The organism is Maridesulfovibrio bastinii DSM 16055 (assembly GCF_000429985.1).
Classification (GTDB): Bacteria; Desulfobacterota; Desulfovibrionia; order Desulfovibrionales; family Desulfovibrionaceae; genus Maridesulfovibrio; species Maridesulfovibrio bastinii.
In genome coordinates this window covers 214,886-240,880 of record NZ_AUCX01000008.1, presented here as the reverse complement: position 1 = coordinate 240,880, position 25,995 = coordinate 214,886, and the positions used below count along the sequence as shown (strand labels likewise).

Annotated in this window: 35 protein-coding genes, 1 other RNA gene and 1 pseudogene; 35 read left to right on the top strand and 2 right to left on the bottom strand. The window is 50.0% G+C overall.

Features of this window, described 5'->3' with window-relative positions:
- From G496_RS20845 to G496_RS20420, 18 genes are all read left to right on the top strand, one after another.
- The gene (locus G496_RS20845; RefSeq protein WP_156900590.1) at nucleotides 1–120 is read left to right on the top strand and encodes a DUF3164 family protein; all 120 of its coding nucleotides are present in this window, start codon (nucleotides 1–3) and stop codon (nucleotides 118–120) included.
- Between the two features lie 15 nt (nucleotides 121–135).
- Nucleotides 136–327, top strand: a complete 192-nt coding sequence (locus tag G496_RS0104445) for a hypothetical protein (RefSeq protein WP_156900589.1) — start codon at nucleotides 136–138, stop codon at nucleotides 325–327.
- A 4-nt stretch (nucleotides 328–331) separates the two neighbouring features.
- An RNA gene (locus tag G496_RS20840) (hammerhead ribozyme type II) lies at nucleotides 332–394 on the top strand.
- A gap of 9 nt (nucleotides 395–403) precedes the next feature.
- The gene (locus G496_RS0104440; protein WP_034632331.1) at nucleotides 404–880 is read left to right on the top strand and encodes a phage protein GemA/Gp16 family protein; all 477 of its coding nucleotides are present in this window, start codon (nucleotides 404–406) and stop codon (nucleotides 878–880) included.
- A gap of 1 nt (nucleotide 881) precedes the next feature.
- The gene (locus G496_RS20430; RefSeq protein WP_051294832.1) at nucleotides 882–1,196 is read left to right on the top strand and encodes a hypothetical protein; all 315 of its coding nucleotides are present in this window, start codon (nucleotides 882–884) and stop codon (nucleotides 1,194–1,196) included.
- 11 nt (nucleotides 1,197–1,207) lie between these two features.
- The gene (locus tag G496_RS0104430) at nucleotides 1,208–1,612 is read left to right on the top strand and encodes a hypothetical protein (protein WP_027178216.1); all 405 of its coding nucleotides are present in this window, start codon (nucleotides 1,208–1,210) and stop codon (nucleotides 1,610–1,612) included.
- Nucleotides 1,609–2,049, top strand: a complete 441-nt coding sequence (locus tag G496_RS0104425; protein ID WP_027178215.1) for a helix-turn-helix domain-containing protein — start codon at nucleotides 1,609–1,611, stop codon at nucleotides 2,047–2,049. The genes G496_RS0104430 and G496_RS0104425 overlap by 4 nt, the downstream gene beginning before the upstream one ends.
- A 78-nt stretch (nucleotides 2,050–2,127) precedes the next feature.
- Entirely contained in the window at nucleotides 2,128–2,760 is a 633-nt protein-coding gene (locus G496_RS0104420; protein WP_027178214.1) for a hypothetical protein, read from the top strand.
- Nucleotides 2,753–3,901, top strand: coding sequence for a helix-turn-helix domain-containing protein (locus G496_RS20425; RefSeq protein ID WP_051294831.1), 1,149 nt, complete (start codon nucleotides 2,753–2,755; stop codon nucleotides 3,899–3,901). Before G496_RS0104420 ends, G496_RS20425 begins: the two co-directional genes overlap by 8 nt.
- Before the next feature lie 89 nt (nucleotides 3,902–3,990).
- A complete protein-coding gene (locus tag G496_RS0104410; protein ID WP_051294830.1) occupies nucleotides 3,991–4,446 on the top strand; it encodes a D-Ala-D-Ala carboxypeptidase family metallohydrolase in 456 nt (151 codons plus the stop codon).
- A 2-nt stretch (nucleotides 4,447–4,448) separates the two neighbouring features.
- Nucleotides 4,449–4,955: a hypothetical protein gene (locus tag G496_RS0104405; protein ID WP_027178212.1), complete on the top strand. Its 507-nt coding sequence runs from the start codon at nucleotides 4,449–4,451 to the stop codon at nucleotides 4,953–4,955.
- 12 nt (nucleotides 4,956–4,967) lie between these two features.
- Entirely contained in the window at nucleotides 4,968–5,399 is a 432-nt protein-coding gene (locus tag G496_RS0104400) for a holin family protein (protein WP_084407488.1), read from the top strand.
- Nucleotides 5,396–5,722 carry a DUF2730 family protein gene (locus G496_RS0104395; protein WP_027178210.1) on the top strand — a complete coding sequence of 109 codons (327 nt, stop codon included), beginning with the start codon at nucleotides 5,396–5,398 and terminating at the stop codon, nucleotides 5,720–5,722. Before G496_RS0104400 ends, G496_RS0104395 begins: the two co-directional genes overlap by 4 nt.
- Entirely contained in the window at nucleotides 5,722–6,030 is a 309-nt protein-coding gene (locus G496_RS18825; protein ID WP_034632326.1) for a VpaChn25_0724 family phage protein, read from the top strand. Before G496_RS0104395 ends, G496_RS18825 begins: the two co-directional genes overlap by 1 nt.
- A 2-nt stretch (nucleotides 6,031–6,032) precedes the next feature.
- A complete protein-coding gene (locus tag G496_RS0104385; RefSeq protein ID WP_027178209.1) occupies nucleotides 6,033–6,614 on the top strand; it encodes a terminase gpP N-terminus-related DNA-binding protein in 582 nt (193 codons plus the stop codon).
- A gap of 2 nt (nucleotides 6,615–6,616) precedes the next feature.
- The gene (locus G496_RS18820) at nucleotides 6,617–8,101 is read left to right on the top strand and encodes a terminase large subunit domain-containing protein (RefSeq protein WP_051294829.1); all 1,485 of its coding nucleotides are present in this window, start codon (nucleotides 6,617–6,619) and stop codon (nucleotides 8,099–8,101) included.
- Nucleotides 8,098–9,663: a phage portal protein family protein gene (locus G496_RS0104375; RefSeq protein WP_027178208.1), complete on the top strand. Its 1,566-nt coding sequence runs from the start codon at nucleotides 8,098–8,100 to the stop codon at nucleotides 9,661–9,663. The genes G496_RS18820 and G496_RS0104375 overlap by 4 nt, the downstream gene beginning before the upstream one ends.
- On the top strand, nucleotides 9,656–11,068 hold the full coding sequence (locus G496_RS20420) for a phage head morphogenesis protein (RefSeq protein ID WP_051294828.1): 1,413 nt from the start codon (nucleotides 9,656–9,658) through the stop codon (nucleotides 11,066–11,068). Before G496_RS0104375 ends, G496_RS20420 begins: the two co-directional genes overlap by 8 nt.
- Here G496_RS20420 and G496_RS0104365 read toward each other — a convergent pair.
- A complete protein-coding gene (locus G496_RS0104365; protein WP_027178207.1) occupies nucleotides 11,058–11,327 on the bottom strand; it encodes a hypothetical protein in 270 nt (89 codons plus the stop codon). The genes G496_RS20420 and G496_RS0104365 overlap by 11 nt on opposite strands.
- Before the next feature lie 42 nt (nucleotides 11,328–11,369).
- On the opposite strand from G496_RS0104365, the gene G496_RS20415 reads away from it, so the two are divergent.
- From G496_RS20415 to G496_RS0104280, 16 genes are all read left to right on the top strand, one after another.
- Complete coding sequence (locus tag G496_RS20415; protein ID WP_051294827.1) at nucleotides 11,370–12,278, top strand: hypothetical protein; 909 nt, start codon at nucleotides 11,370–11,372, stop codon at nucleotides 12,276–12,278.
- A 22-nt stretch (nucleotides 12,279–12,300) separates the two neighbouring features.
- The gene (locus tag G496_RS0104355) at nucleotides 12,301–12,888 is read left to right on the top strand and encodes a hypothetical protein (RefSeq protein WP_027178206.1); all 588 of its coding nucleotides are present in this window, start codon (nucleotides 12,301–12,303) and stop codon (nucleotides 12,886–12,888) included.
- Between the two features lie 10 nt (nucleotides 12,889–12,898).
- Complete coding sequence (locus G496_RS18805; RefSeq protein ID WP_051294826.1) at nucleotides 12,899–13,903, top strand: major capsid protein; 1,005 nt, start codon at nucleotides 12,899–12,901, stop codon at nucleotides 13,901–13,903.
- Nucleotides 13,904–14,009: 106 nt separating this feature from the next.
- A complete protein-coding gene (locus G496_RS0104345; RefSeq protein ID WP_034632323.1) occupies nucleotides 14,010–14,438 on the top strand; it encodes a phage protein Gp36 family protein in 429 nt (142 codons plus the stop codon).
- Nucleotides 14,438–14,875 (top strand): phage virion morphogenesis protein, encoded by a 438-nt coding sequence (locus G496_RS0104340; RefSeq protein ID WP_051294825.1) that lies wholly within the window; start codon nucleotides 14,438–14,440, stop codon nucleotides 14,873–14,875. Before G496_RS0104345 ends, G496_RS0104340 begins: the two co-directional genes overlap by 1 nt.
- A gap of 10 nt (nucleotides 14,876–14,885) precedes the next feature.
- The gene (locus G496_RS0104335; RefSeq protein WP_027178203.1) at nucleotides 14,886–15,428 is read left to right on the top strand and encodes a hypothetical protein; all 543 of its coding nucleotides are present in this window, start codon (nucleotides 14,886–14,888) and stop codon (nucleotides 15,426–15,428) included.
- 1 nt (nucleotide 15,429) lies between these two features.
- Nucleotides 15,430–15,690 carry a hypothetical protein gene (locus tag G496_RS18800; protein ID WP_051294824.1) on the top strand — a complete coding sequence of 87 codons (261 nt, stop codon included), beginning with the start codon at nucleotides 15,430–15,432 and terminating at the stop codon, nucleotides 15,688–15,690.
- 3 nt (nucleotides 15,691–15,693) lie between these two features.
- On the top strand, nucleotides 15,694–17,379 hold the full coding sequence (locus G496_RS0104325) for a DUF2586 domain-containing protein (RefSeq protein ID WP_027178202.1): 1,686 nt from the start codon (nucleotides 15,694–15,696) through the stop codon (nucleotides 17,377–17,379).
- Between the two features lie 9 nt (nucleotides 17,380–17,388).
- A complete protein-coding gene (locus G496_RS18795) occupies nucleotides 17,389–17,847 on the top strand; it encodes a hypothetical protein (protein ID WP_051294823.1) in 459 nt (152 codons plus the stop codon).
- Nucleotides 17,793–18,161 (top strand): DUF6848 family protein, encoded by a 369-nt coding sequence (locus G496_RS21600; RefSeq protein WP_342665372.1) that lies wholly within the window; start codon nucleotides 17,793–17,795, stop codon nucleotides 18,159–18,161. The genes G496_RS18795 and G496_RS21600 overlap by 55 nt, the downstream gene beginning before the upstream one ends.
- A gap of 169 nt (nucleotides 18,162–18,330) precedes the next feature.
- Complete coding sequence (locus G496_RS0104305) at nucleotides 18,331–21,519, top strand: phage tail tape measure protein (protein ID WP_027178200.1); 3,189 nt, start codon at nucleotides 18,331–18,333, stop codon at nucleotides 21,517–21,519.
- A complete protein-coding gene (locus G496_RS0104300; protein WP_027178199.1) occupies nucleotides 21,497–22,027 on the top strand; it encodes a hypothetical protein in 531 nt (176 codons plus the stop codon). The genes G496_RS0104305 and G496_RS0104300 overlap by 23 nt, the downstream gene beginning before the upstream one ends.
- Nucleotides 22,028–22,524: 497 nt before the next feature.
- Entirely contained in the window at nucleotides 22,525–22,833 is a 309-nt protein-coding gene (locus G496_RS21320) for a hypothetical protein (RefSeq protein ID WP_211233827.1), read from the top strand.
- The gene (locus tag G496_RS0104290; protein WP_027178197.1) at nucleotides 22,820–23,539 is read left to right on the top strand and encodes a hypothetical protein; all 720 of its coding nucleotides are present in this window, start codon (nucleotides 22,820–22,822) and stop codon (nucleotides 23,537–23,539) included. The genes G496_RS21320 and G496_RS0104290 overlap by 14 nt, the downstream gene beginning before the upstream one ends.
- Nucleotides 23,539–23,970 (top strand): hypothetical protein, encoded by a 432-nt coding sequence (locus G496_RS0104285; RefSeq protein ID WP_027178196.1) that lies wholly within the window; start codon nucleotides 23,539–23,541, stop codon nucleotides 23,968–23,970. Before G496_RS0104290 ends, G496_RS0104285 begins: the two co-directional genes overlap by 1 nt.
- Nucleotides 23,954–25,111, top strand: coding sequence for a baseplate J/gp47 family protein (locus G496_RS0104280; protein ID WP_027178195.1), 1,158 nt, complete (start codon nucleotides 23,954–23,956; stop codon nucleotides 25,109–25,111). Before G496_RS0104285 ends, G496_RS0104280 begins: the two co-directional genes overlap by 17 nt.
- An 18-nt stretch (nucleotides 25,112–25,129) precedes the next feature.
- On the opposite strand, the gene G496_RS21405 is transcribed toward G496_RS0104280, so the two are convergent.
- Nucleotides 25,130–25,366, bottom strand: a complete 237-nt coding sequence (locus tag G496_RS21405) for a hypothetical protein (RefSeq protein ID WP_245577863.1) — start codon at nucleotides 25,364–25,366, stop codon at nucleotides 25,130–25,132.
- On the opposite strand from G496_RS21405, the pseudogene G496_RS21620 reads away from it, so the two are divergent.
- Nucleotides 25,281–25,583, top strand: a pseudogene (locus G496_RS21620) (phage tail protein); the annotation flags it as partial. The gene G496_RS21405 and the pseudogene G496_RS21620 overlap by 86 nt on opposite strands.
- Nucleotides 25,584–25,995: the final 412 nt, after the last annotated feature.

Sequence of the window (25,995 nt, the reverse complement as noted above, 5' to 3'; positions counted from 1 at the left end):
ATGAAGGCCGTTAGAGACTCTTTGAGCGTGTTGTGTAGTAAAAAGTATATTCGCTTCTACCATCGCACAGGAATTGAAGAAAAATGGCAAGCTATCCCGCTTGATATAGCAGCTCTTTAGGAGGCGTAAATGTGTATGAAACGACATTCAAATTCTGATGAAACTATAAAAGTTCCAATCAGCCGGATGTATGCTGTTGAAGCACAGGTTTTAAACTTGGGAAAAAAGGTCCAGTCAATGACAAAGCTCCTCAAGATTGGCGTCGAGAGTGGAACAATGTCGAAAGACTGGACTACGCAAGCACAGAATCTGATTGATCGCGCTTAAAGTCAAGCGAAACCGCCTTCGGGCGGTCGCCGGAGTGTAGCGGCCCCGGCCTGATGAGCAGCTAACAGGAATTGTGATGAACTACGGTAAAAAGCAATTAATACAAAAAGCAGCTATTGCCAGGAAACAGATCGGTATTGACGATGAAGCATACATGATTCTGCTGAAACGCCGTTATCAGGTGGACAGTTCGACCAAGCTCAATATCAAGCAGCTGCATGACCTTATTCATAATGTCTATATTTGTGAAATGGGCTGGAAACCACAGCCAGCTAAAATAAAGAATCCAACTCCTACCCAGAAAAAAGGCAAGGGCTATCAGGGTGAATTTGTAGAAATCAGTGATAAAGATCCGCTAGCCAAACAGAAACGCTATGCGCTTATCCTGGCCAAAAAGCTCGGCTGGAACCTTTACGGGCTGGACTCCCGCTGCAAGAAGCAGTTCGGCGTTGAACGGTTTGTTTGGATCAGAGAACAGGCCCACATGCAGACATTGCTTAAGGACATGCAACAGCGTTGTAATAAGCGCGGCATCGACTACAGCACCAACTAACATGGACCAGGAGCGGGAACGCCTTCGGGCAGCGATAGTCGAGCAGCATGGAACGATCCATAGGTTCTGCCGCAGAAATCAGCATTTGAACAGGCCTACAGTCTATCTTGTTCTGAATGGGAAGTACCCCGGAAATATGGAACGACAGGTTAAGAAAATCAGGATGGCCCTGTCCGGTGAGGACAAAAGTGAATCAGTTTTCAAGGCCATCAAATCAAAAGCCTGCTGTATATGTAGTAAAAAAGGTGAATGTCATCAGTGTGACAAACTTTTTAGGTCTCAGGCAAACGCAGTTATGAAAATTTTCTCAGATTGAGTGTCTATAAAATGAAGCAAAAGAAATCAGCACATATTTTATGCCATACACTGCACAAAATCGGCCCAAAAATTGAAATTTTTCCAGCCGAACAGTGGGATAAACCCGGGGCTAAAGAAGGACTTTTTCGCTTGCGTATAGACCGCATCTGGTACTGCAAGGACAACAAATATACTTTTCTTACTCCATCCCAGATTGGTGAGGTTGTGATGGAACAATTAGGTCTTGTAGAGCCAAAAACAGAACCAAAGCCGCAGTTAAAGCGCAGGCAGCGTGTATCTGTGCAAGGTCTGAATAGCTGGACAATGGGCATCACGGGATCAGATCCGATTCAAGGAGTTGATGGCCGGTGGCGGATTTGGGTCAGTGGTTATGGTTTCAGTAAATTTTATTTGTGTACGGAGGTAAGGATATGAACAGCACTCTTTGCCGGACACTTAGAAAGATGTTGGCCGACGGGTTTGAGCAGTACGACGGTGTGATTGATCCTGTCGTCTATGACAGGCTGAAATGTGAAAAGCCGGAGCGTGCTTACTGGATATGTAATTGGCCGATTATGCACTGTCTGGGGTGTAACAGACGTTGTACACCAAAAGATATACGAGGTTTTCAGCTTGTTTTGCCGACAGAATCATCAACCAATAATAATGCTAATCCGCAACCAGTAGATAAAATTGCTGCTCTATTAAACAAAAAGTTTTTACGCCCGGATGAAGCCGCTTTCTGTCTTAATGTCTCAGAAAGAAAAATAAGAAATTGGGTTGCTGAAGGCGTTCTCATTACTCTAAAACGTAAACCAATTAGGATTACATCTGAAAGCGTTAAAGAAGAAATGGGCTTACTAGATATTTAGAGGTGAATAATTTGACATTTGGTTAATTTTTATATAAAAAAAGTTCATTCAATTAACTTTTATAAAAACAGGTACTAAATGTCAAAAATTAAGAAATCACAACTTACTGAACTTCAATCTCTTTTTGATGATCATCTCTTAAAGGCTTTTAAAGATGCCGCCTCAACCTCGGTAACTATCATGAATCTAGACAGATTTTTAACTGAGTATACTTTTGGCGGATCTTTTTGGGATGGATATTCTCAAAGAATAATCGAGTTAGGTAAAAAAGGTGGCCCATTAGAGAATTGTGTAACCTTCGGTAACAACGATTTGCAAATCAAGTCTGGAGAACTAAGTCTTAGGTGTCACCGCATAGAGCCAGAATCAGGTGTTCCTAAAGGAGGACTGTCTACCAAAAAAAGTGCTTTAGCAAAATCTCCTTACAATCCAATTTTGTTGCCTTCAGATCAAGTGAGGTCACTTTTTCTAGAAAGAGGCAACTTAATTATAGGTCTCACTATTGATACTACCATGGGGCTTTCCTCGGTTGATTTAAAATGGATACACCCAACCTATGATAAAACAAAATCAAAATTATCTTCTTTACAAGTTAAAAATTTATATACAAATACAGAACTTCCCGATGTGGTTGAAGAACCAAAATTAACATCTAGCAGCGATCGCGTGTTAGAAAAAATTGAAATAGACGTCGAGATACAAAATGAGTAAAAGTCTACAATTCTACCTAGATAGAATTAATCCAAAGATGATAACAGCGGCCAGAGAGCTACGTGGTTTTACCAAGAAAGATGTTGCATCTAAACTTGGTAAAACTCCTGCAGCTATAACTAAATTTGAAAATGGGTCGCTGTTACCTGAACTGGATACTTTTTTTTCACTTGCCAGCATTCTTGAAGTTCCACCAGCTTTTTTCGCTAAAGACGATCAATCTACCTATCACTTCGAATTGTCAGATTGTTTTTTCAGAGGCAAAGCAAATGTAAGCATGAAAGAGAAAAGGCTTATAACTAGGGAAGGTAAACAAGCTAGTGAATTATATGTTTTTTTTAAGTCAAAGGGTATCATTTTCCCTAAAGACAATGTCCTAAAAAAAGAGCAAGAGACTTCTTCTGGAAAGGAAATTGAAGAATTAGCTCTGAATATGCGTAATCATTTTGGTTTAGGATTTGGCCCTATAGATAATTTGATGCGTACACTTGAAGCAAATGGTGTTTTTATCGTTAACATGTCTGGCAAGGTCTCTAAAAAAATTGATGCTTTTTCAGTAAAGTCAGAAGAAAATCCTATTATCTTTGTTTACAAGGATAAAATACCAAGCCGTTTATTATTTGATATTGCACATGAAATTGGACATATAGCTTTACATGAAGGAGTTGAGCACGGTGCCCAACAAGAGACTGAAGCAAATCGGTTTGCAAGTGCATTCTTAATGCCATGGTCTGTATTTAAAGAACAATGCCCAAGAAGATGGAGTCTAAAAGCATTTTTAGAAATGAAAAAACGCTGGCGTGTCTCAATTTCGGCTATGCTGTATAGAGCCAAGACTTTAAGCCTAATTTCTGAGTCTTCCTACAAAAGAGCTATGATAAACCTCTCTGAACAAGGCTATCGACAGAAAGAGCCTGGCGAATCAGAGAGAGAAAAACCAAGTCTCTGCAAAGAAGCTTTAAATCTTTTAAAGGATACTACGACTTTTAATGAAATTAAAAATCATTTAGTCTTATCCGGTAAAGAAACAGAAAAAATTCTTTTAGATCAGTGTGTAGAACAATCCATTATTGAAGAATTAAAATCTAAAAATTTTTCTCAGACTCAAGGAGAATTACTTCGATTTGACCCTCAAAAATAGACTGCATATCCGGTCTGTTTACCTGTCTATTCTCTAAATCTCTTCCATAATGACCTCCGTAACGCATTAAAGCATACGGAGGTTTTTTCATGATCTCGCTAAGTGACAATTTCACTCTCCACGAATTTACGCGCTCCCAGACAGCCGCAAGGCTGGGTAAACGGGTAACGATTGATCTTACTTCTCTCGAATACGCCAATCTGGTAACGCTCTGCAAGGAAGTCCTGCAGCCTCTGCGCGGACTGCTGTACCGTCCCATAACCATTACATCCGGCTACCGCCCCGCATGGCTGAATGAGGCCGTGGGCGGCTCAGACCATTCCGCTCACCTTGAAGGCCGCGCCGCAGATATCGTCATATCCGGTATGACACCCCGTGATGTAGCCTTCCACCTTGCCCACTCCGGGCTCCCCTTTGATCAATGCATAGTCGAGTTCGGTCAGTGGGTACATATCTCCATTGCCAAGCCGGGTGAAGAACCCCGCCGCCAAGTGCTGACGGCTAGTAAAAGAGGCAATGCCACCATCTACAAGGATGGTCTGTAATCATGTCTAGTTCCCTTGAGATATTCTGCATGTTGTTTGTTGCCGGGTTGGGCTTCAGGCTTGGCGCGGTCACAGTTGAGTGGGGTTTTTCGCTTGTCGATAAGCTCATCGAAAAAACACATGGCCTGTTTGAAAACCTTCACCTTAACAAGGAGAAAGTAATGAAAACTTACATCATTCTTGCCATCATTTGCGCATGTATCGGCGCACTGGTTGGCGGTATCGCAGGCTGGCTTGTCGGCCTGCTCTGGCCCTGCATCATTGTCAGCACTGCTGCCGGACTGGTCGGCATATTCACATGGAATAAATGGCCCGGCTGGTTTGCCACCCAGTACGTGGAAACATGGCACAGTGGTGCAATTGTGTTTGTACTCTGTGTTGTTTTTGCGGGTGCGATCGGCGCGTTTACCGGCTGGGGAGTCCGTGGCCTTGGCCTCGGCGCTCTGTTCGGTGTAATCGTCGTCGGTATGTCTTACGGTGTCCGTCACTTGTCCATTAACGCTCAGTAGAAAGGGGCCGCTATGAGTGTTTTAGGAGCTGTAAAAATCGGCAAAGAGGTCGGCGATGCCGCTGGTGGGGTAATAGGTGCCATCGGTAAACTCTTCGATGACCTGTTCACCTCAGACGAGGAGCGGGAAGAGGCAAAGTTGAAGTTGTTCCAAATGTACCAGAACGGCGATCTCACCGAACTTGATGCCCGTATCAAGGTCATGCTTGCCGAAATGAACGGTAACTGGTTGCAGCGTTCATGGCGGCCCATTCTCATGCTGACCATCGTGGCCATCGTAGCGAACAACTACCTGCTTTACCCATATCTCTCGCTGTTTTGGACCAAAGCACCGGAAATAGTTCTCCCCGTTGAGCTCTGGGAACTCATGAAAATCGGTGTTGGTGGTTACACCGTTGGACGCAGTGCCGAGAAATTCGCTGATATTTGGAGAAGCAAAAAGTGACCGAACACATTGAAACATTAAATCTCATTCTCAAGGTCGTTCAGATACTGGTTATCCCTCTTGCTGGTCTTTTTATCCGTCAGATCATGGCTCTGCGAAAAGAAGTAGAAGCCCTAAAAGTTAAGGTTACTGAGAACGAAGCTAAACTCTGCAATATGCCCGACAGCACGGCCCTGCATAGTATCGCCATTTCCCTTGAACGGTTGCGTGGGGATGTCGTCGGTTTAGGGGCAGAAATGGGCGGCATGAAAGACGTTCTCCAGAAAGTGGATCGCATTGTTGAACGCCAAGAAAACTATCTGCTCAATAACGGAGGTAAATAATGAAAAAAACATATCCTGAAGAAGTAACCGAAAGCCTACGTCTGTATGTTCTGTACAGCTTGGCGGAAATGAATGGCACAGCCAATGATTCCGTGCTTCTGGCTCGTGCTGAGAAATTTTGTTTTCGCTCTTTTGGTCGTGACCGTTTCCGGGCTGAACTGCGCTGGATGGAACGGCAGGGCTTGATTGAATTTTCCAAAATTGAAGACGCAGATTGCTACGGCGTGGAACTGACCACATACGGCGATGACGTCTGCCACGGGCGCGAACGCCTTGAAGGCGTGCAGCATCCAATGATGCGGAGATAACCATGGGCAAGGAGCTGCCAGCAGAAGTCCGCTACCAGGCAGAGGAGCTTTATTGCCTTATGCGTATGTCACTCAAGGCCGTGGCTGAAGAGGTAGGGGTTGCCTATACCACAGTTCAGCGGTGGGCCAAGGTCTATGGTTGGCGGGAGATGCGAGCTCGGATTGCCGAGGCAGAGTGTGGCCGCCGTGCAAATCTTATTCTGGCTAATGCAACGTTTCTCCAAAAGGCATTGGACAAAGGTGACGCTCAGTCCGCGTTTGCAGTTGCTGCTTTGGAGAAGGTTGCACTTCAAAGAGCCGAGTTTGAACGGGCCGGTAATTTTTTTGAGTCAGCTACGGATGTGGATTCTGAGATCAGAACCACAGACGACATGGCCAAGGCCCTGCGCGATGCTGTGACTATGAAGTTGAACAGAATGCTGAATGACCCTTCCCAAGTCGATTTTAAAGCAGTGGCAGATATTCAGAAGGCCTCCAAAATTATCGAAGAAATGGAAACCAAGAACAATGAGGATCAGGCCACGGACTCTGGGAATGGAGTTACAAGTGACACCCTTGGCAAGATGCTCGATGCACTTAAATAGATATGAAAATTAAGCTCCTACCTTATCAGCATGAACTACGCGAAGCATTAGCTGTAAATGATGTTGTCGTCGTTAGGAAATCCCGCCGGACCGGTTATTCATGGGGAGCTGGTTGGGTTGCCACTGAATACGCAGCAAAGCAAAAAGCAGAAGGCGGCATGAACGTATACTACATGGGCTACAATCTTGAAATGGCCCGTGAATTTATTGAATACGTTGGTGAAGATGCTAAATATCTTGAGCTGGGAGCCTCTGCCATTGGTGAAACACTATTTGGCGATGTTAACGACCCTGATAACCAAATACAGGCATTCAGAATCAAATTTAAACAAGGCCGGGTTATAAGTCTGCCAAGTAATCCCCGTAGCCTACGCGGTATTCAGGGCTTGTTAATTGTAGATGAAGCCGCGTTTCATAATGATTTAGCCGAGCTGCTTAAAGCAGCTCTGGCAATTATCATGTGGGGCGGCAAGGTGCTCATTATCTCAACGCATAACGGCGAAGATAACCCGTTTAATGAACTGGTTGAAGATATCCTGGCTAAAAAGCTGCCTTACAAACTCCTGACCTGTGACTTTGACCGCGCCATTGATGAGGGACTTTACAAACGAATCTGCGAGAGAACAGGACGCCAGTGGTCTCAAAAAGAACAGGACGAATGGCGAGAAGAAATTATCATATCTTACGGGGCAGGAGCAGACGAAGAACTTTTCTGCATTCCATCTCGTACAGGTGGAGCTTGGATCACTCGTAATCTGATTGAATCCTGCATGAGTACAGACTTTCCTGTAATCCGTTTCGAGCCTCCTTCAGCAGATTTTGTTGATTGGCCGTTAGAACGTGCTGCCTCCGAAATCCTTGATTGGTGTGAAGAACATTTGAAGCCGGTTCTGGAAATATTATCCGCCAAGCATAATCATTTTTTCGGCGAAGATTTCGGACGTAGCGGTGACCTGACAGTTATTTGCCCACTGGCCGAGCTTGAATCTCTTTTCCTGCAAGTTCCTTTCATACTGGAGCTGCGCAATGTGCCTTTTCGCAGTCAGGAGCAGATACTTGCTTATGTTGTTGACCGTTTGCCACGTTTTCGCGGCGGTGCTCTTGATGCGCGTGGCAATGGTCAGGCGTTAGCAGAATTTGCCCGGCAGAAGTACGGTGCCGATCTGATTGCTGAGGTGATGCTTTCACAAGGCTGGTACCGTGACAATATGCCTGTATTAAAAATTCAGTTTGAAGATCGAACCCTACTCATTCCCAAACACCGCGACATTCTGGATGACCTGCGCGGCCTGAAGCTCAAGCAGGGAATCCCCAGCCCACCAGATAGTCGTCAGAACTCCGGCAGCGGTCAGCGCCATAATGATTCAGCAGTGGCATTGGCTTTAGCCCTTTTTGCCAGAAATTCAATTGAAAGCGTACCTTGGGAGCCTCCTGTAACAGCAGGGACCTCTTACTCCTCAATGCTGACACAAGGATTCAAATTATGAGTGGTCAAGGGATTTTTGCTCCAAACGGAGACTTCATTTCATTTGAATCCAGCAAATTATCAGGACTTGGTTCTGAGTTTGCCACCGCTTCCAGAGCATGGGGGTATGACCCTGCATCATGGTTCAGCTTATTCCCTGATCCAGACCCCGTTTTGAAAAAACGTGGTGATGATGCCGAAATTTTAAAGGAAATAGTCGGTGATGATGAAATTTCTACGGGGATAGAAAAACGAATTCTTCGTACCCAAAATAAAACATCATTCAATTATTCACCAGGACATGCGGAGGGAGAAGAACCTGACGAACGATCAATAGCAATTTGCAAAATGTTCGAACGCGATCTTGGACGACTTCATCTGCGAAATTTGTTCGGTGAAATTTTGGAAACACCATTTTTTGGACCGACTTTTTCAGAACTGATGTGGGAACCACATAATGGGTCTTATAGGCTTTCTGCTATCGTATCCAAACCCAGAGATTGGTTCGGCTATGATTATAATCAGCGTCCAGTATTTCTTTCTGTTGAAAGCCCTAATGGTGAACCTCTTCCTGTAGAGAAGTTCCTTATTACCAGACATCGCCCATCATATGAGAATCCTTATGGAGTACGGCTCTTAACTCGGTGTTTATGGCCAGTTGCCTTTAAAAGGGGTGGCATAGAATTTTGGAGCAGGTTTTGCGAAAAATTTGGGCAACCATGGATTATCGCTAAAGCCGGTGAAAATGCTAATGCGCGCTCACAGATTGCAGCACAGCTTTCAACTATGGTTCAAGACGCTGTTGCAGTTCTCCCAAAAGGCAGTGAAGTTGAGTTGGCTGAGGTCTCAGGCAAATCGGGAGACCTTCATAAAAGTTACGTTACTTTTTGGAATAAAGCGATTTCTAAAGTACTTACCGGGCAGACATTATCGACAGATCAGGATGGGCAAGGTTCTAGAGCTGCATCACAAACTCATTCCGAACAGTTGGATGCCCTGGCAGAATCAGATCAAGCTATGCTGATTAACTCTATGAATGAGTTGGCCATAATTTATACACGCATAAATATGGGGACTGGTGTTTTCCCCCCGGTTTTTGGTTTTACAGAGCCTGAAGATTATAATGAAAAAGCTGATCTTGATAAGAAATTATACAGTGTTGGAGTACGCTTTAAAGCAGAACATTTTGTTAATAAATATGGCTTATCAGCAGACGAATTTGACGTTGTAACCGACTCATCCCCCTCATCCTCACAACTAGCTCCATACAAGGAGCAGGAACCGGCGGCTTTTGCTGCTCCTGGCGCCGGTTCCAATTTTTCCACGTCTGATGACTATCAGCAGGCAATAGACCGTTTTGCCGCAGAAATGTCCGCTCAAGCCGTAAAAATAAATAAGGGGTTTGTCACCCAACTTGAGAAAACGGTTCAGCAGGCCGAATCAGTGGAAGATTTGCATGCTCGGCTTGCGGAGCTGCTGGGACAGGAGTTGGATCAGGATGAAATGGAGGAACTGCTTACTAACGCCATGATCAATGTCCGGCTTGCTGGCCATGCTGCCACGCACAGGGAAAACGATGATTAGTATTGATCCTTTGCAGCCGGAAGCGGCCCTCAAATTCTGGGCAAAGAAAGTCCCGGTAACCCGCAAGGAATTTGACACGCTCAGTCAAAAGTCCAAGGCCCAAGCCTTTACAGTTTCAGGGATTAACCAGTTGGATCAGGTTATAGCGGTCCAGAATGCCTTAGATAAAATGCTTAAAAACGGCGGGACTCTGGTCGACTTCAAAAAGGAGTTCCCCGAAATCATCAAGGCTCAGGGCTGGACCGGGAAGAAAGCTCACCGAGTGGACAACATCTTCCGCACCAATCTGCAATGTGCCTACATGGCCGGGCGTTATGAGCAGATGAAGAAAACAAACAGGCTACGACCTTACTGGCAGTATATCGCGGTGGAAGACAAACGTACCCGTCCTAGCCACATGGCGTTGGACGGCAAGGTTTATCCAGCGGAGCATGAATTCTGGAATAAGTATTACCCGCCTAACGGATTTCGCTGCCGCTGTACGGTGATGTCGCTTTCAGAACGGCAGCTGAAGAAAATGGGCCTCAAGGTTGAGAATGAATTTCCCGGCCCGACAATGGTTAAACTGCCAGACGGTAGCGAGATTAACGTCAACCCCATGCCCGACAAAGGTTGGGCGCGGAACGTGGGCAAAGATGCCTTTGAGCCGGATTATGACAAGTACCCCGATGATCTGGCCCGTATCATCAAAAGCAGGAAAAGGGAGGACACTCCGAAACCGAAGAAGCAGGCGGCGCAAGCTAGGCCGACAGTCAAAACCAGACAAGAAATGGTGGACACCATCATTAAAGATCTGGGTGACATGAGTAAGAGGCCTATCAAGAGTGTGCAGTTTAAAAGCGCCAGCTACTTTATGGCCACGAACTCACAGGGAACTATTTTTCTTTCAACGAAGAATTTCCCCGGCATGATGACACCCAGTAAAGATCTATTGTCTGCTTTCAAGAAGATTGGCAAAGGGCAGCAGCTGCATTTCCATGAGGAATATGCGCTTGAATCGCTCTGGCACGAAATGATGCATAACAATCAGGTTTTAGAGCGGGTACGACCTTCGAGAGACCACCACAGCTATCGCATGATGGAGATCGTCAACCAATGGGTTTCCCGGCGAACCTATCCCCGGATGCTGGAGAAGATGGGAGCTACACCGGTCCACCTTGAGAAGGTCAAGGCCGAAGGTTGGGGATATGGGAACTGGCTTAAAGAGTTTGGACAATTGCTGGACGATCTGGGCGTCAAAGACAATGCGGAGCTGCTGGAAGAGATGGAGAAAATCCATTCAACAATAGATCGTTTTCAATACACGGATGAGGTGACCGGAGTTCTGGCAAAGATAAGCGGCAAGGATGAAAGCGAAATTTATAACCGCCTGACGATCTTGGGGCGTAGGCGGATTAGGGGGTAATCGCGCAATCGTGAAAGCCGTATTCGGTATCAAAGCGCAACTGCGGATCTTCGATCTTTGAAAGGTATTTTTTCACTTCAGCATCTTTGCCACGGTGGTGATAGAGACGGGCCAAATCAACAAAGTTAGGCTCTTCCTCTTCTTTAACCAGCTGGGCATAGCGCGGAACATCTCCTTCGCCCCTGATGCCGAACAGGTCAAGTTCTTCAGGGGTGGGATCATGATCGAATATGGATTCAAAGCCGTATTTATATTTCATAAGACTTTATCTTAGACCGCATAAATACAGGAGTCAATACATATGGCGACACTTCATAACGTGGAACTTTTTCGCACCGGTACCCAGACCGATAGCCAGGGGAGACGCCGGGTCTGGACTCCGGAAGAATTGCAAAGGATTGCCGGGCAATACGACCCGAACCGGCAAGAAGCCCCGGCAGTGATTGGGCATCCCAAGGAAACCGCCCCGGCCTACGGCTGGGTGAGCAAGGTATGGGTGGAGGGCGATACCCTCAAGGGTGACTTTGCCCAGGTGGCCCCGGAATTTGTCGAGGCATTGAAATCTGGCCGATATAAAAAACGCTCGATCTCCGTGGATAAGAATCTACGGTTGCGCCACGTGGCCTTTCTGGGTGCAGCATTGCCAGCTGTGGAAGGACTTAAGGACATTGAATTTTCAGTATCAGCTGAACTGGAAACATACGAATTTACCGCAAACGAGGGCAGAACGCCCAAGGAGGAAGGTATGAACCTTGAACAGGCTCTGGCCGAAATCGAAAGGCTTAAGGACGAAATCAAGAAACTCAAGGATGGCGACAAGGACAAGGAAGCCGCCGACAAGCTCAAGGCTGCCGAGGATGAAGCCAGGGAAGCAAGAAAGGAACTGGCAGACTTCAAACAGGCTCAGTCTGATAAGGCATTAGAAGGCCGCATTGATGCCTTGATCAAGGAAGACAAGCTTTTGCCCGGCGATAAGGAAAAGACCCTCAACTTTGCTCGTGCCATGGCTGACGAGAGTGCAACTATGGATTTTTCCAAAGACGGCCAGAATGAAAAGGTGACACCGCGTGAGGCCTATTTGCGCGATCTGGAAAGCAACCCGGTTCTGGGGACGCTTAGTGAATTCGCACGGCGTACTAACGACAGCGGCAGCAACTTTTCCCAGTCCCAGGGTGATGATGACGCAATCGACCTCGCCGCTAAAATGTAGGGAATAACAGGAGATAAAAACAATGGCAGATCATAACGCAACAATCGGATTTGAAAGCCTGAGTGAAGTCCAGGTCGAAGCCGGGAAGAACTGCATAACCAGAGTTTATGACTTTCCAGACGCAGTGACTGCGGAAATACCAGCCGGGGCTTTGATGAGCCGTAACTCTGACGGCGAATTGCTGGAATTTGAAGAAACTGTGACTGGAACCGTTGTCGGTATTGGAGACGGAGCCGTAACCGCTTTCAATGGCGTGCTGGGATCAATGATGCCCGGCTCCCTGAGTATTACCGATGGCGTCGAGACTTTTACCGATAACGGAGGTGGTGTGCTGGTTTCCACCGGTTCAGGCAGCGGAAGCGTGGACTATGCGACCGGAGCCTGGGCTGTTTCGTTCGCAGCAGCTCCGGCAGCTGAAACCTCTATTACAGCTGATCACGATCCCAGCCCGTGCGGCGTGCTTAAGCACGTGGCCGAAGTTGGAGACACTGAAGCTGCCGTTGTTGTCTTCGGTGAAGTCGTGACCGGACAGATATCGGTAAACGGGTTCGCCCCGACCTCGGACCAACTGGCCTTGCTTGAAGCAATCAACATTTATCCCGTAGGATAAGGAGCAAATTATGTCCCTTGAATTGAGACTCAGGAGATTCTATACGGCGGCCGCTATCCGTAATGTACTTAAGACTGTAGCCGCACAACCCCAGACCATTAAAGATACGGTTTTCACCAACCGTAGTTGCATACATTCCCCGGTTATACCTTTGGCAGAATTGAAAAAGGTTATCAAAAATATGCCCGTTGTGGCCAGAAATGGCCAGCCTATTAACGTCGCCAGTGGCAATCTGGAAGCTGTTTATGTTGAACCACTGCCGGTCAAGCTTTTTTCCGATATAGATCCGGTGATGCTCAGCAATCTGAAGATGCTGACAGATGAAAGTCTGCGTAACTATGCTAATGGCCAAATTGTTGATCTTCGTGAATCCACCAACCTAACGACCGAGGCCTTGTGCTCACAGGCACTGTTTGATGGCAAAATCAGCTATCAGTTGCAGGTCGATTCAGCAAAATCCAAGCTTTATACCGTTAGTTACGGAAGTTCTTCTATTCAGGAAGTGGCAGTTTCCAAACAAAATCTCTGGAATGCAGATGACGTGTCCCGCACCGTTGTGCTTTCTCTGTTACGCCAGATGGATAACAAACTTACCACGGCCGGTTATCCAGGCCAAAGAAAGGTTTACGCCGGGATAACAGCCTTTGGCCATCTACTTGACTTAGTGGATCAGAATAAGGATTCGCGCACACCCATGCGCATTAAAGAAGACGGTAGCGTTCAGATAGGCAAGTTTGTCGTCCTTGAGATGAGTGAGGTTTATTATGGTGAGGACGGCAATCCCGTTCCTAAGGTTCCCGACAGCGAGATCCGGATGGTCACCCCGCAGTATACGGTTCTTAAATACGCGGCCATTGATGATCTTGATGCTAACTTACAGGCCCTGCCGTTGTTTTTGAAGGCAGTCAAAGATGAAAAGGCTGGAAGTCTCCAGAATATAAGTAATTCGAAACCGCTACCGGGCGTGGCACCAGGCTCTACCTGCAAAGCCGTAGTAGTTTCTGAAGCCGACTAGCTCCCAAAATCAATTCTAAGCCGAGCGGGGCCGCATTGAATATGTCGCCCCGCTTTAAACTCATTAAACTAGTTTAAAACTAGTTCAAAACGTGAATGAGGCGCACATGTACTGCACAAGAAGCGATCTAACAGACTACCTGCTTGCTGATTATCTGGCTGCTGTTGATAAAATAGATGCAGAGAAAGTAGCCCGTACCATGGCAAATGTTGAATCTGAAATGTCCGAGGCGCTTGTGTCCGGCGGCTATACCGTGACGGCTAATGATGTCCCGGCCACGGTCAAGCGGATCTGTGCAACTTTGTCTGCTTACCGCTCTGTCAGTGCCATTACTTCACTTGTTGTTGATGAGAACAGCTCAGATAACGAATTCCTGCCACTGCAAAGACAGGCCGAACGGGCTGAAAAGGAAATGGATCAGATCAGGCTAGGCAAAATCAGGCTCGCCCCACCTGAAGCAACGAGCGCGCAGCCCAATGACACCGTTATCGTTGTAACCCCGCCCCGCAAATTTAAAGACTGGAGCAGATTCTGATGGGTGTCAGTTTTAAGATGGATATGAGCAAATTTATGCGTGGTATAGACACGGCCATCCACCAGTCTCAGCGCACGCAGGAGTTGATGGATGCAGTCGGGGATACCTTAAGAACATCTGTTGTCCAGAGATTTAAAACTGGCATAGGGCCTGATGGGAAAAAGTGGAAGCCTAGCCAACGAGCAATAAAGCAAAGTGGTCAAACGTTGGTGAAAAATAAAGTTTTAATGGAAAGCATTGATTATGAGGCCACTCCGCAAATGGTGTGTGTTGGCTCCAATGAGGTTTACGCCCGCATCCACCAGCTCGGCGGAGAAGCCGGGCGTGGCCATAAAGTAAAGCTGCCTGCTCGTCCGTATCTGGGCATAGATGACGAAGACCGCGCCGAAATCAAGGCTTTGATGGTTGAACACCTGAAATCAATGTTCGGAGTATAGGACATACAAAATGAGAAAATTGATTTTTGATATCCTTACCACAGCGGCTATGGCCGCCGGGCTGCCTTATGAATCAGACTACAAAAAGCGAATCTATGAAGCCCCGATGGTCATCAAAGATGCGTTGCTGCCTCTGCCTCGAATTGAAATCCAGATTTTAAAAGCGCCTGTTAAATCATATCGCCGCAGCCTGTCCAAATTTCCCACCCCAGAAAAAGAGTACACCCATCGTACGATCCGAAAAGCACTTGATCAGGTCATCACCCCGGTGCGACTGGCCATCGTCGCCAACGATGAAAACTGGCTCAAAGATTTTGCGCACAGTTTGCACAGAGACCTCCCGCGCAAGATCGCTGACGGGCATAATAACATTGTAAAAATTGAGATTGAGGCGGTCGAGTCAAACGGATTCGGCTCCAAGCTGGTCGAAGTAAGCATAAAGAAAAAGCTGACAAAAGTGTTTCATTTGAGATTCACAAGCCTGGTTACCAGAGACGATGACGTCGCCTTGATTAAAGACGTGGAAGTAACTCCAACATATTCGGAGGAATAAAATGGCAAAGAAAGAACAGGCCAAGAGTGTGGATGTGTCCAAGGATGAATCCCAGCGCGTGGCTGCGGAACCACCTGATGCGGCTGCAGTAAAGGCCGAGTCTCTGGTCGCGGTCGAAACATTGGGTGCTGATATTCCTGCCTGGCAGCTGGCCGGACTGATGCGTTCCAATCGCTGGGCCGAGGGGAAAATGCTCACTCGGGCCGAATTTGATGCTGCGCTGGACAATTTTCGGAAGCGGCCGCTGGGCGGCGGGAGGTAAGCAATGGGAGATGTGCTTGAATATATTGTTGACGGCGTGTCCGGGCTGGTGCCCGGCGGCGTTGACGGCACCTGCATCGTGGCCGGTTGCTGTTCGGCCGGTGAAGTCGGCAAAGGATACATTTTAGGGCCGTCAAGTGACCCTGAAGCCACGCTGGGTGTCGGGCCGCTGACCGATCGCTTGCGGGACGTCCTGGCCATGGCCGGGCAGTCTGCGGTTGTGCTGGCCGTGCCGGTAGCAGGTCAGGCAGGCGGATACGCCCGTCTGGTCGGGCATAGCGGCAGCGGGCCGGAGGGCACGCTCTCCGGCGTGCCGGGCAGCAATGCGGACGCCATTGTCGAAATCGTCACTGCTGGTGCTCTGGGCACAGCCACCTACAAGCTGAGCCTGGACAACGGCACCACCTGGGATGCTCCCACGGCCACCCCGGCCAACGGGCAGATCGCCATCGGTGAGACCGGGATAACTCTGGTGCTGGATGACAGCAAAGACCTGGTTGACGGTGACCGCTACACCGCGACCATCCGTGCAGCCATCGGGCCGGTAGCTCAGGTTGGTGACGGTCCTGCTATTGCCGTCAGCGGTTCGCCCCTGGCCAGGGCTGAAGTGATTATCCGGGTCACCAAGGCGGGGACGCTGAACGAGGCCCAATACCAAATCAGTCTGGATGGCGGCGACAGCTACTCCCTGTCCAGGACCATGCCTATGGACGGCACTATCAGCGTGGGCGATACGGGCGTAACCGTGACTTTGGCTGTCGACAGCTACGTGCTCGGCACCGCTTATAGCTTTGAGGTACAGGCCCCGGTGCCGTCGATCAGTGCTGTTGTATCCGCGCTGGAACGCCCTCTGGAACTGTATGATGTTGAATTTGTCTACGTCGTCGGCGCATCCGATTCTTCGGACTGGTCCGCTTTGGGCGTGCAGGCTGATCAGCTATGGAATGCCCACCGTCCGACATTTTTCATCTGTGAAGCCAGGCTGCCCTATGACGGTGAAGACCTCGACGACTGGGTGGCGGCCATGGTCGCGGATCGGGACGGTTTCGCGCACCGTTTTGTGGCTGTCAGTGTTGATTTCGGCGAGGTGGCTGACAGTATCGGTCGCTCGTTGACCCGCAATTTTGCCGGGTTACTGGCCGGGCGGATAATCTCCATCCCGGTCTGCCGCGCTCCGGGACGCGTACGGGATGGCGGAATCTCGCAGGCCGGTTTGCCCGACGCGCTGAACAACGCCCAGTGCGCTGTGTTGGAAGCGGCAGGTTACATAGTCGGCAAGCGTTATGCAGGACTGGAGTCCGTTTATTTTGGCGATGCACGCACCATGGCCGAAGATACAAGTGACTATCGCTATATTCCGGTGGTGCGCACGGTGTTCAAAGGAGTGCGTATTTCGCGCATTCAAGCGTTGAAATCGCTTTACGACGAATCGGGCGATCCTATGCGTGAAGACGGCGCAGCAGGTATTAATTTTTTGAAAGCCAATTTGGAAAACGGTCTGAATACCATGGTGGCTTCATACCCCAGCGAACTGGCCGGATATGTTGTCAATATTCCTGATGGTCAGGATATCGTGAATAACGGACTGGCAGTGGAATTGAAGCTGGTTGGCATCCCGATCATCCGCGAAATCAAGCTCTTCGCCAGCTACTACTACGCTGGATCGGCATTCGATCCACGTTTAGCATAAGGAGAAAATATGGCTATTAACGGCAATCTTTACGACTGGGAGTCCGTTGAAGTTCAATTACCCCACGGCGTGACCGTGGGCTTGACCGACATCGGTTATACCGACGAACGCGGCATTGAGGCCCGTTATGGTAAAGGCTCTATCCCCAGAGCTTTCGGACGCAAAAATTACAAGGCGACCGGCTCGGGTACCCTGGATAAAGACGAGTTTGAACGTCTGCGTGTGGGACTGGGGGGCAGTGTATACACCAAGGCCCCATTCGTCATCGTGATCAGCTATGCCAACCAGGATCAGCCGGTGATCACCGACACTCTGCCGGACGTACTGATCACTAAAGTGGATACCTCTTCACAGCAGGAAGACGACAATGCGGGCACAGTAAAACTTGATTTTATTATTCTCTCACCAATCAAATGGAATGGAATACCCGCCTACACCAGTGGTCGCAACGGCTCTTTGGGCATTTAATCTTTAACTTACACGAGGACATTATGAGTGATGAAAAATATGTAGCCCTGGAACACCAATTTTATGACCGTTTTGCCGAAGACGATATATGCATTTCTGTAAGGTTCAAACGCCCATCAGCCCCGCAGGTGGCCAGAATGCAGAAGAGTGCACTTAAAGACGCAGCGCGCGGTTATCGCACTCTACTTACTGACACAGTGCATCCCGAGGATAAAGAAGCGTTGGTAGAATACCTCAAGGCATACCCTGGCCTTTCGGCCACATTCGGCGGGGAGCTACTTAAATCTGTCGGATTCGGCGAACTGGGAAACTAATTGAGAGGGTTGCTCAAAACCCCATGGGGCAATGGGCGGCCCTAATTCGGCATTGGCTTCACCGCAATCCGCCAGACGATTGGGATGAGTTGCTTGATGCATTATCCGAAGCAATATGGCTAGAGAGGCGCTACTGGGAAATGATGGCAAAGATTATGGGAGCAAAATAATGGAAGTTTTTTCTGTTCTTGCGAGTATGTCGCTGGTGGATATGGTGACACAGCCGCTGCGAAGCATTCAGGCGCAGATGGGTAAAGTTGGATCATCTGCCAGCGCACTGGACTCGCGCATGAGAGATCTGGCCAAGGGTATGCTGCCTCTGGTGGCTGTGGCCGGGGGCGTTATTGCTTCTCTTGCTGGAACGGCTATGGCAACTGTGCCAACGCAAAAAGCACTGGGGGAATTGAGTAGCGTCGGTATTCGAGATTTTGCAGCTCTAGAGAATGCCGCCACTGCTTTCTCCAATGAGTTCAGCGGCACGACAAAGCCCGATTTTCTCTACGCGGCATACGACATCAAGAGCGGTATCAGCTCATTAACCGATGCCGGGGTTGCCGGATTCACCAGTTTATCCGCGCTGACAGCCAAGGCCACCAAGGCCACAGTCGGCGAGATGACCAGCCTCTTTGCCACAGGCTACGGCATCTACAAAGGCTATTACTCACAGATGAGCGATGTGCAGTTCGGGGAGATGTTTTCAGCCGGAATCGCGGCCAGCGTGAAGTCCTTCAAAACAAATGGCTCGCAGATGTCACAGTCTATCAGCTCGTTGGGAGCAACAGCGACCAATGCCAATGTTCCTCTGGAAGAGCAGTTGGCCATTCTAGGTACCTTGCAGGCCACCATGCCTGGTGCTGAGGCAGCAACCAAGTACAAAGCATTTCTAAATGCAGCTGCTGGTGCCGGGGAAAAGTTGGGTCTGTCCTTTCTGGACTCCAACGGGCAACTGCTCTCGACAACGGCCATTCTGGATAAGCTTCGGGGCAAATTTGGTCCCACCATGTCCGCCGCCGAGAAGATGGATATCAAGAAGGCCTTTGGTACGGATGAAGCTGTTGCATACCTCGACCTGCTCTATTCCAAAACTAGTCAGCTCTGCGGCGGAATCAGTGATGTAGCTGCAGCTATGGCCCAAGGCGATGGTTTCACACGCAAGATGGCTGAGACTATGAATAATGACCTTGGTGCAACTATGGCCAAGATCGGGCAGCAAATCCACAATCTGGTCGAGATCATCGGCAATGCTTTTGCTCCAACGCTCAATTTGATCATAAGCGCGCTATCTCCTTTGATTATCGGGTTACAAAAGCTAGCCGGAACTATGGTGGGCCGCACCATTATCCAGATCACATCTGTGCTGGCCATGGGTGTGCTGGCTGTTGTTGCGTATGCGGCCGCGTCCTGGTTGCTGGCGGCGGGCATGTCCGCAGTAACTGTGGCTATGGCTCCGGTGGGGGCTGCCGTGGCGGCGATCACCTGGCCTATCTGGCTGGTTATCGCGGCTGTGGCTGCACTTTGGCTCGCATTCAAAACAAATTTTGGAGGCATTGCGGATTTTTTTAACGGGATCTGGGACAAGGTTTCTCTGGTTGCCGCCGGAGTGCGCGCGGTACTGGGTAGCGTGCAGAATGGTGTTGGGGAAATCAAGGGCGAACTGGCTGCGGACATTGAAACCGCCGGGCTACTCGGTGTTGTAACCATCATTTCACGTGTTATTTATCGCGTTATGGCCGTGTCTGAGGGCTTCAGCTCCGCTCTGTCCGGGGTCTGGTCGATGATCAGCAGTGCTTTTCTCCCTGTTATCAATGCTTTGGGAGATGCGTTTTCCTCACTGTTCTCCATTTTGGGCTCCATCTCCGGAATGTTTGGCAAGGTAATTTCGGCAACGGACGCCGGACCGTGGCGGACGCTCGGCACGATTGTCGGCTCTGTGGTACGGGCGGCGTTCTGGGTGCTGGGTACGGCAATCCGCATTGCCCTGACTCCGTTGACGCTCGTCATCAAAATTGTCGGGCTGGTCCTCAAGGCACTGGTCGGTCTGGCATCCTATTTACCTTCTTTCGGGACCATTATCGGCAGTGTGTTTCAGGGCATACTCTCCTTCTTCGGCGGATTATGGGACGGTGTTCTAAGCGGTCTGAGCATGATGACTGACGGCATTAAGTGGGCATTTCTCAATCTGACTCCCGTGGGTTGGCTGATTCAGGCCTTCAGCGGCATCACATCATTTTTTGACGGTCTCTCTCTGCGAGACGCCGGGGCAAAATTAATAGGGACACTGGTAGACGGCATTAAAAGCATGATCATGGCACCGGTTGATGCAGTGACATCTGTTTTTGATAAAATCCGAGATTTGTGGCCGTTTTCTAATGATACGGAAGAACCTGTTGTCGGTAACCAATCTATATTAGGCAGTCTGAGCGCTGGAGCTCAAACAATCGCACCCAGATTGGCCCATACCGCCGCCGGAGCACTGGCCGGGGTATCTCTGGCAGTGAGTCCGGTTGCTGCGGCCAATGCTGAAATACAACCGCAGATCCCGCCCGCACATGTCGTTCAGACACAACCGGTGCAGGCTCCGGCACTGCCCAGTCTAGCTGCTAAGGCCGCATGGCAGACACAGCCGGTGCAGGCTCCGGTTCTGCCCGATCTGGCTGCTAGTGCCGCATGGCAGGCACAGCCGGTTCAGACTCCGATCTTGACCGATCTGGCTGCTAAGGCCGCATGGCAGACACAACCGGTGCAGGCTCCGGTTTTAACCGACCTGACTGCAAATTCCGCGTGGCAGACACAGCCGGTTCAGACTCCGATCTTGACCGATCTGGCTGCTAAGGCCGCATGGCAGACACAACCGGTGCAAACTCCGGTTCTGCCCGATCTGGCTGCTAGTGCCGCATGGCAGACACAGTCGATTCAGGCTCCGGTTCTGCCCGACCAGGCCGCTAAGGCCGCATGGCAGACACAGCCAGTTCAGGCTTCAGTGCTATCCGATCTTTCAGCCAGTGCAGCCTGGCAAACGCAGGCTGTGCAAGCTCCGGCCCTGCCTGACCTTACGGCCAATGCTGCATGGCAGGCTCAAGATATTCAGGCTCCGACATTGCCGGATTTATCAGCCTCAGCGTCCTGGCAGGCAGAATCAGTGCAGATGCCGCAGATTCCGTCCCCGGAGCTGCCCAATGTAGCCAATTCGAGCAGACCAGTTCCGGCAGGACATAATTCGGCTGTTACGCTGCCCAGGGGTAAGGACCACGGAAAAAATGTCACCATCTCCATTCAAAATTTAAACCTGCCTGGCGTGTCGGACGTAAACGATTTCCGCCGCGAACTCTTAGCGATTGTGGAGGAACACGATGGCTGATGCCGTACTTTCCTTTGCCCATGGTGCCATTTTTCTGGACGGAATCTGTTTGCCAGGTCTGCTCACTTCTCTGAGTGTTCGAGGTCAGGTCCGTTACGATCTTGCCGAACAGGATGGCCTGTCCGGCAAAACCAAGACTCCACTCGGCTGGGAAGATGATTCTATAATCTTGTCGCTAGCCCTGACTAGCGAGGATGAAAGCACCTGCTACGACAAACTACGGATTATTAACGGCTGGTTTAGTGGGCAGGACAGCAGCGGCAATCCCATGGTCTTGCGGGTGGCCAACCCGCACCTACTGGCTCGGGGCATAAGTGAGGTGGTCTTTGACGGTCTGGAATCCAGCGAGACGGATCAGGACGATATCATCAACGCGAGTCTCAAATTTTCCGAGCACAATCCTCCCGTGGTCAAAACTGAAGTGCGCGCGGCCGCAACCGGGGCCGCGCCATCAACATCTGCCGCAGAGGTTGATGTGGATCAGCGACTGATGGTTGATGTGGAGTAATGGCTACATTGTCCGGCCTGCGTACCCGGATCAGCATCGGTGCCGTCCTTGCTGACCGCGCCCCGCGTATCCTGATCAATTCCGAGCGCCATCGCCCCTTATCGCGTGCGGTGGTCGAGCTGCCGGATGCACATGGTCAACTGGTCCAAAGCATCGCCATCGGCCAGCCGGTCAAACTATCGTTTGGATATCGAGATCAACCAGCAGGAGTATGGACCGGAACTGTTTCGAGCACGGAAGGCGCTGAGCGACGCGACCAGCTCCGGGTACGTTGTGTCTGCAACGCGCTGCCTTTGGTTATCACAACAATCTGCCAGACCTGGGAAAACGAAAGCCCGGAAGCGGTTATCGCCTGGGCGGTCCGGCAGTCCGGGCTGCCCGTAGGGCAGATTGATTCAACTGGCGTAAAGCTGCGCCATGTGGTCGCGTCTACGGTTTCGGTCTGGCAACTCGCCCGCCAGGTGGCCAGATCCGCTGAGCAGGCACACGGCCTGGATATGTCTCATTGGGCGCTCTGGCTGGGGGCTGACGGCGTGCATTGGGGCGACCATGATGAAGACGGGTCTATGCCCGAAATAGCTACTGCAGCCGGGCTGATCAGGCATATCCCCTCTGCGGCTCCTCACTCTATGGGAGAGGTGGAGACTTTTCTGCTTCCTGACATGCTGCACTCCCATAAATTTTTACTTCAGGATACCCGGCGCGGTATTGACGATCAATTCCGGGCTCTGCGGGTGCTCCATGAAATAACACCAACTTCGGCACGCACCAGGCTGGGCTATGGAGAAGAATATGGCCGATACTAATCTGCTGACCCTTCTCAAGCGCGTGGTGGAACTCGCCATGCCTGATTTGCGCGCTTATTATCGCGTAGTCCGCAAGGCCAAGGTTGTGCGGACATACCCCAGTGATGGTCGTTATTGGGCTGACGTTCAGCCTCTGCGCAATGACGAATCAGTAAACAGCAACGAGCCGGTGATACCTCATGTTGAAATTCCTATTATATGGGGCGGTGCCAAGCGCGGAATAGTCTGCCCTCCGGCACCCGACACACTCTGCGATCTCGAATACTATGATGGTGACCCGGATTTTCCAAGAATCAGCAATTTTCGTTGGAAGAATAATCAGGCCCCAGACTGCGAGGTGGATGCTTTTATCATTCAGCAGACACCGGGCGTATCCATTAAGATTGATGCTCAGAGCAATGTTATCACCCTGACTCCGGCCAACCGCTCCGGAAAGATCGGCGAAAATGATGAGATAACCGTTGGTAAGTCGTGGACAATAATTGCCGGTGAAAATGCAACAATTAAGGCTCCTATCATAAACCAGATTGGCGACCTGAACGCATGTGGAACCGGCGGTGTTCCGGGAAATGAAACTAAATCAGCTCATACAAAACAAAACGGGAGTTATGTTTTGGATGGTCCTCAGACCATAAATGGTACCTCAACAGTAAATGGTGATTTATATGTCAGCGGTAAGATCTACGGCGATCTGGAGCAAGACTAATGTCTGTTTTTTCTGACGATATAGCACTGGCTTTTGAGGGATTGGTTCCCCGCGTGGCCGCCAATGGTGAATTGATATTGAGTTCTGATGTGGATACCGGGCTGCAGGATGTACTACTGCGGTTGAGCACGCCTCTGGGTACGCTTTTTTACGACACTAATTTCGGTTCTTTACTTCATGAGTGGATCAAGGAGGAGAATAGTTTGTCCGCGCGGATCGCATTTGAAGCCGAAGTTGTCAAGCGGCTGCAGGATGACCCGCTCATCGTGCCCACTTCGCCTACTTGTAACGTGGTCTCTTGGAATGAAGCCGGGATTACGGCCCAAGCTCAGTGGCAATTCATTGATATCAATCATTGCTACAATCTGGTTTTTTCCGTTGGTGGTCTAAACGATATAGTTCTGGTGGTGCGTGATGTCAGTGCCCGTTAAAAAAACTCTCGATGAAATCCGCGAAGCTATGTTTGCCAGGATCAATGCGGTCCAGAATAAATACGCAGCCAAGGGTTGGTTGCCCGCTCGTCTTAATCTCAACAAGGGGGTCATTCGCGGACTGCTCGAAATCTGGAACTGGTGCCTATATCAGCTTTATCTGGTGCTGGTCTCCATTCTCAATCAGGCTTTTCCAGAATCTGCCACTGGAGCTTGGTTAGATCTGCACGCAGCCCAGGTAGGCCTGACCCGCAAACCAGCAACCAAAACCGTGGGTACGGTTGTCTTTTTCAGGGATGATGTGGAGCTGGGAAATATTATCATACCGAGAGGGCGCATCATGCGCACGCCCATTGATGGACAAGGGATAAGCTATCGTTTCGCAATCACTACTGAAGTAATTTTACCCGAGGGACAGGAGCGCGTCCTCGCGCCGGTTGAGGCCGAGGAGTATGGATCAGCCTCCAACGTTACTCCCGGACAGATCAGGGAAATAGTCATTGCCATCCCCGGCATCGGCTCAGTGACCAACGAATCGGATTGGTTGATGACTGAAGGCGTTGATGTCGAGACCGATCTCCAGTTGCAGGAGCGCTATCGCCTAGCTTGGCAGGATGTAAGCGGGACCACGTTGCATGCTTATAAAAGCTGGGCTCTCAGTGTACCAGGTGTGATTGCTGCTGCCATAATAGACAACCATCCACGAGGTCAGGGCACTGTTGACGTCATAGTCAAAGGCTCTGCCGGTCTGCCGACCCAGGAGCTGCTGGAGGCTGTGGACGAAGTTGTCGAGGAGAATCGACCGATCAACGATAATGCTCTGGTGCGTGGTCCTCGGCCGGTCCATCTGGCCATCATTGCGGAACTTGTTTTGGTTTCTGGGGATGAAACGCAGATACTGACGGATGCAGATTCGCGGGTTCGGGCTTTATTTCTAGACCCTAACGACCTCGGTGTTGCCCCATTGCAGATCGGGCAGGACGTACCCATGGACTTACTGATCAGCACCATCATGTCCACCGCCGACACTATTAAGAACATCAAATTTTCATCGCCTGTTGCAGACACGGTTGTGCCTGCCGACGGTCTGGCCGTGCTCGACAGCCTGACACTAACTACGAGGTGGGCTGATGAGCGTTAGCCCCATGTGGCGATATATTCAGTGTTTGCGCTGGCCGCTGATCCACGGACGCACGCCGGGGATGCTCTCTGCGCTCTGCGAAGGCGGAGCTGCCACTCTCGACGAGACTCTGACTGCCATGCGCTGGCTGCGGGACCAGTTCAGCCCTGATAAATGCGAAAGGCAGTATCTGGGAAGGCACGCTGACAGTCGGGGATTGCGACGGTTGCACAGTGAGTCAGACGATATGTGGCGCACACGGGTTAGCCGAGCCATGGCCTTTCACCGTTTAGGCGGTCGCCGGGCTGGCATTGAGCAAATTCTCTCTATGCTCGGGATTTCCGTTCAAATTATTGAGCCGGGAGATCAGGTAGCAAATATGTCGCGTCTGGATGGATCGCTGCAACTCGACGGAACCTGGAGGCTGGCCAGAGCGATTTTAAACAATCTGCAATGGGCTGAATTCGGTGTGCGCTGCAATGTGGCCACCGCTGTTGATTCAAATTGGTACGAACAGGTCCGCGACGTTGTTTACGAATATAAACCGGCTCGGTCCATGCCCGTTTTTCTGGTCTGGTTATCCACCTTCGCCGAATTCGACCTCAAAGTGCTGTACTCCAGTCTGGTCACTGTTGCGGCAGCGGCACCCCGCCATGAGCTGACAGCACGCCTCAATGGTTCCTGGAGGCTGGGCCGAATCGTGCAGATCGCTCTGGACGGCCAGCGCCATCTGGACGGCTCCTGGCGTTTCTCGGATGTGGCGACAACTCTGCCGGAACGAGCCATAGGTCAGCGCGACATCTGCGCTTTAACAACTACGGCCACTCCCGGCGATGCGCTTATGCGCGTCCTGCCTCGGCTGAACACCATGTGGTTGTCTCTGGACGGCTCCTGGCGGCTCGGCC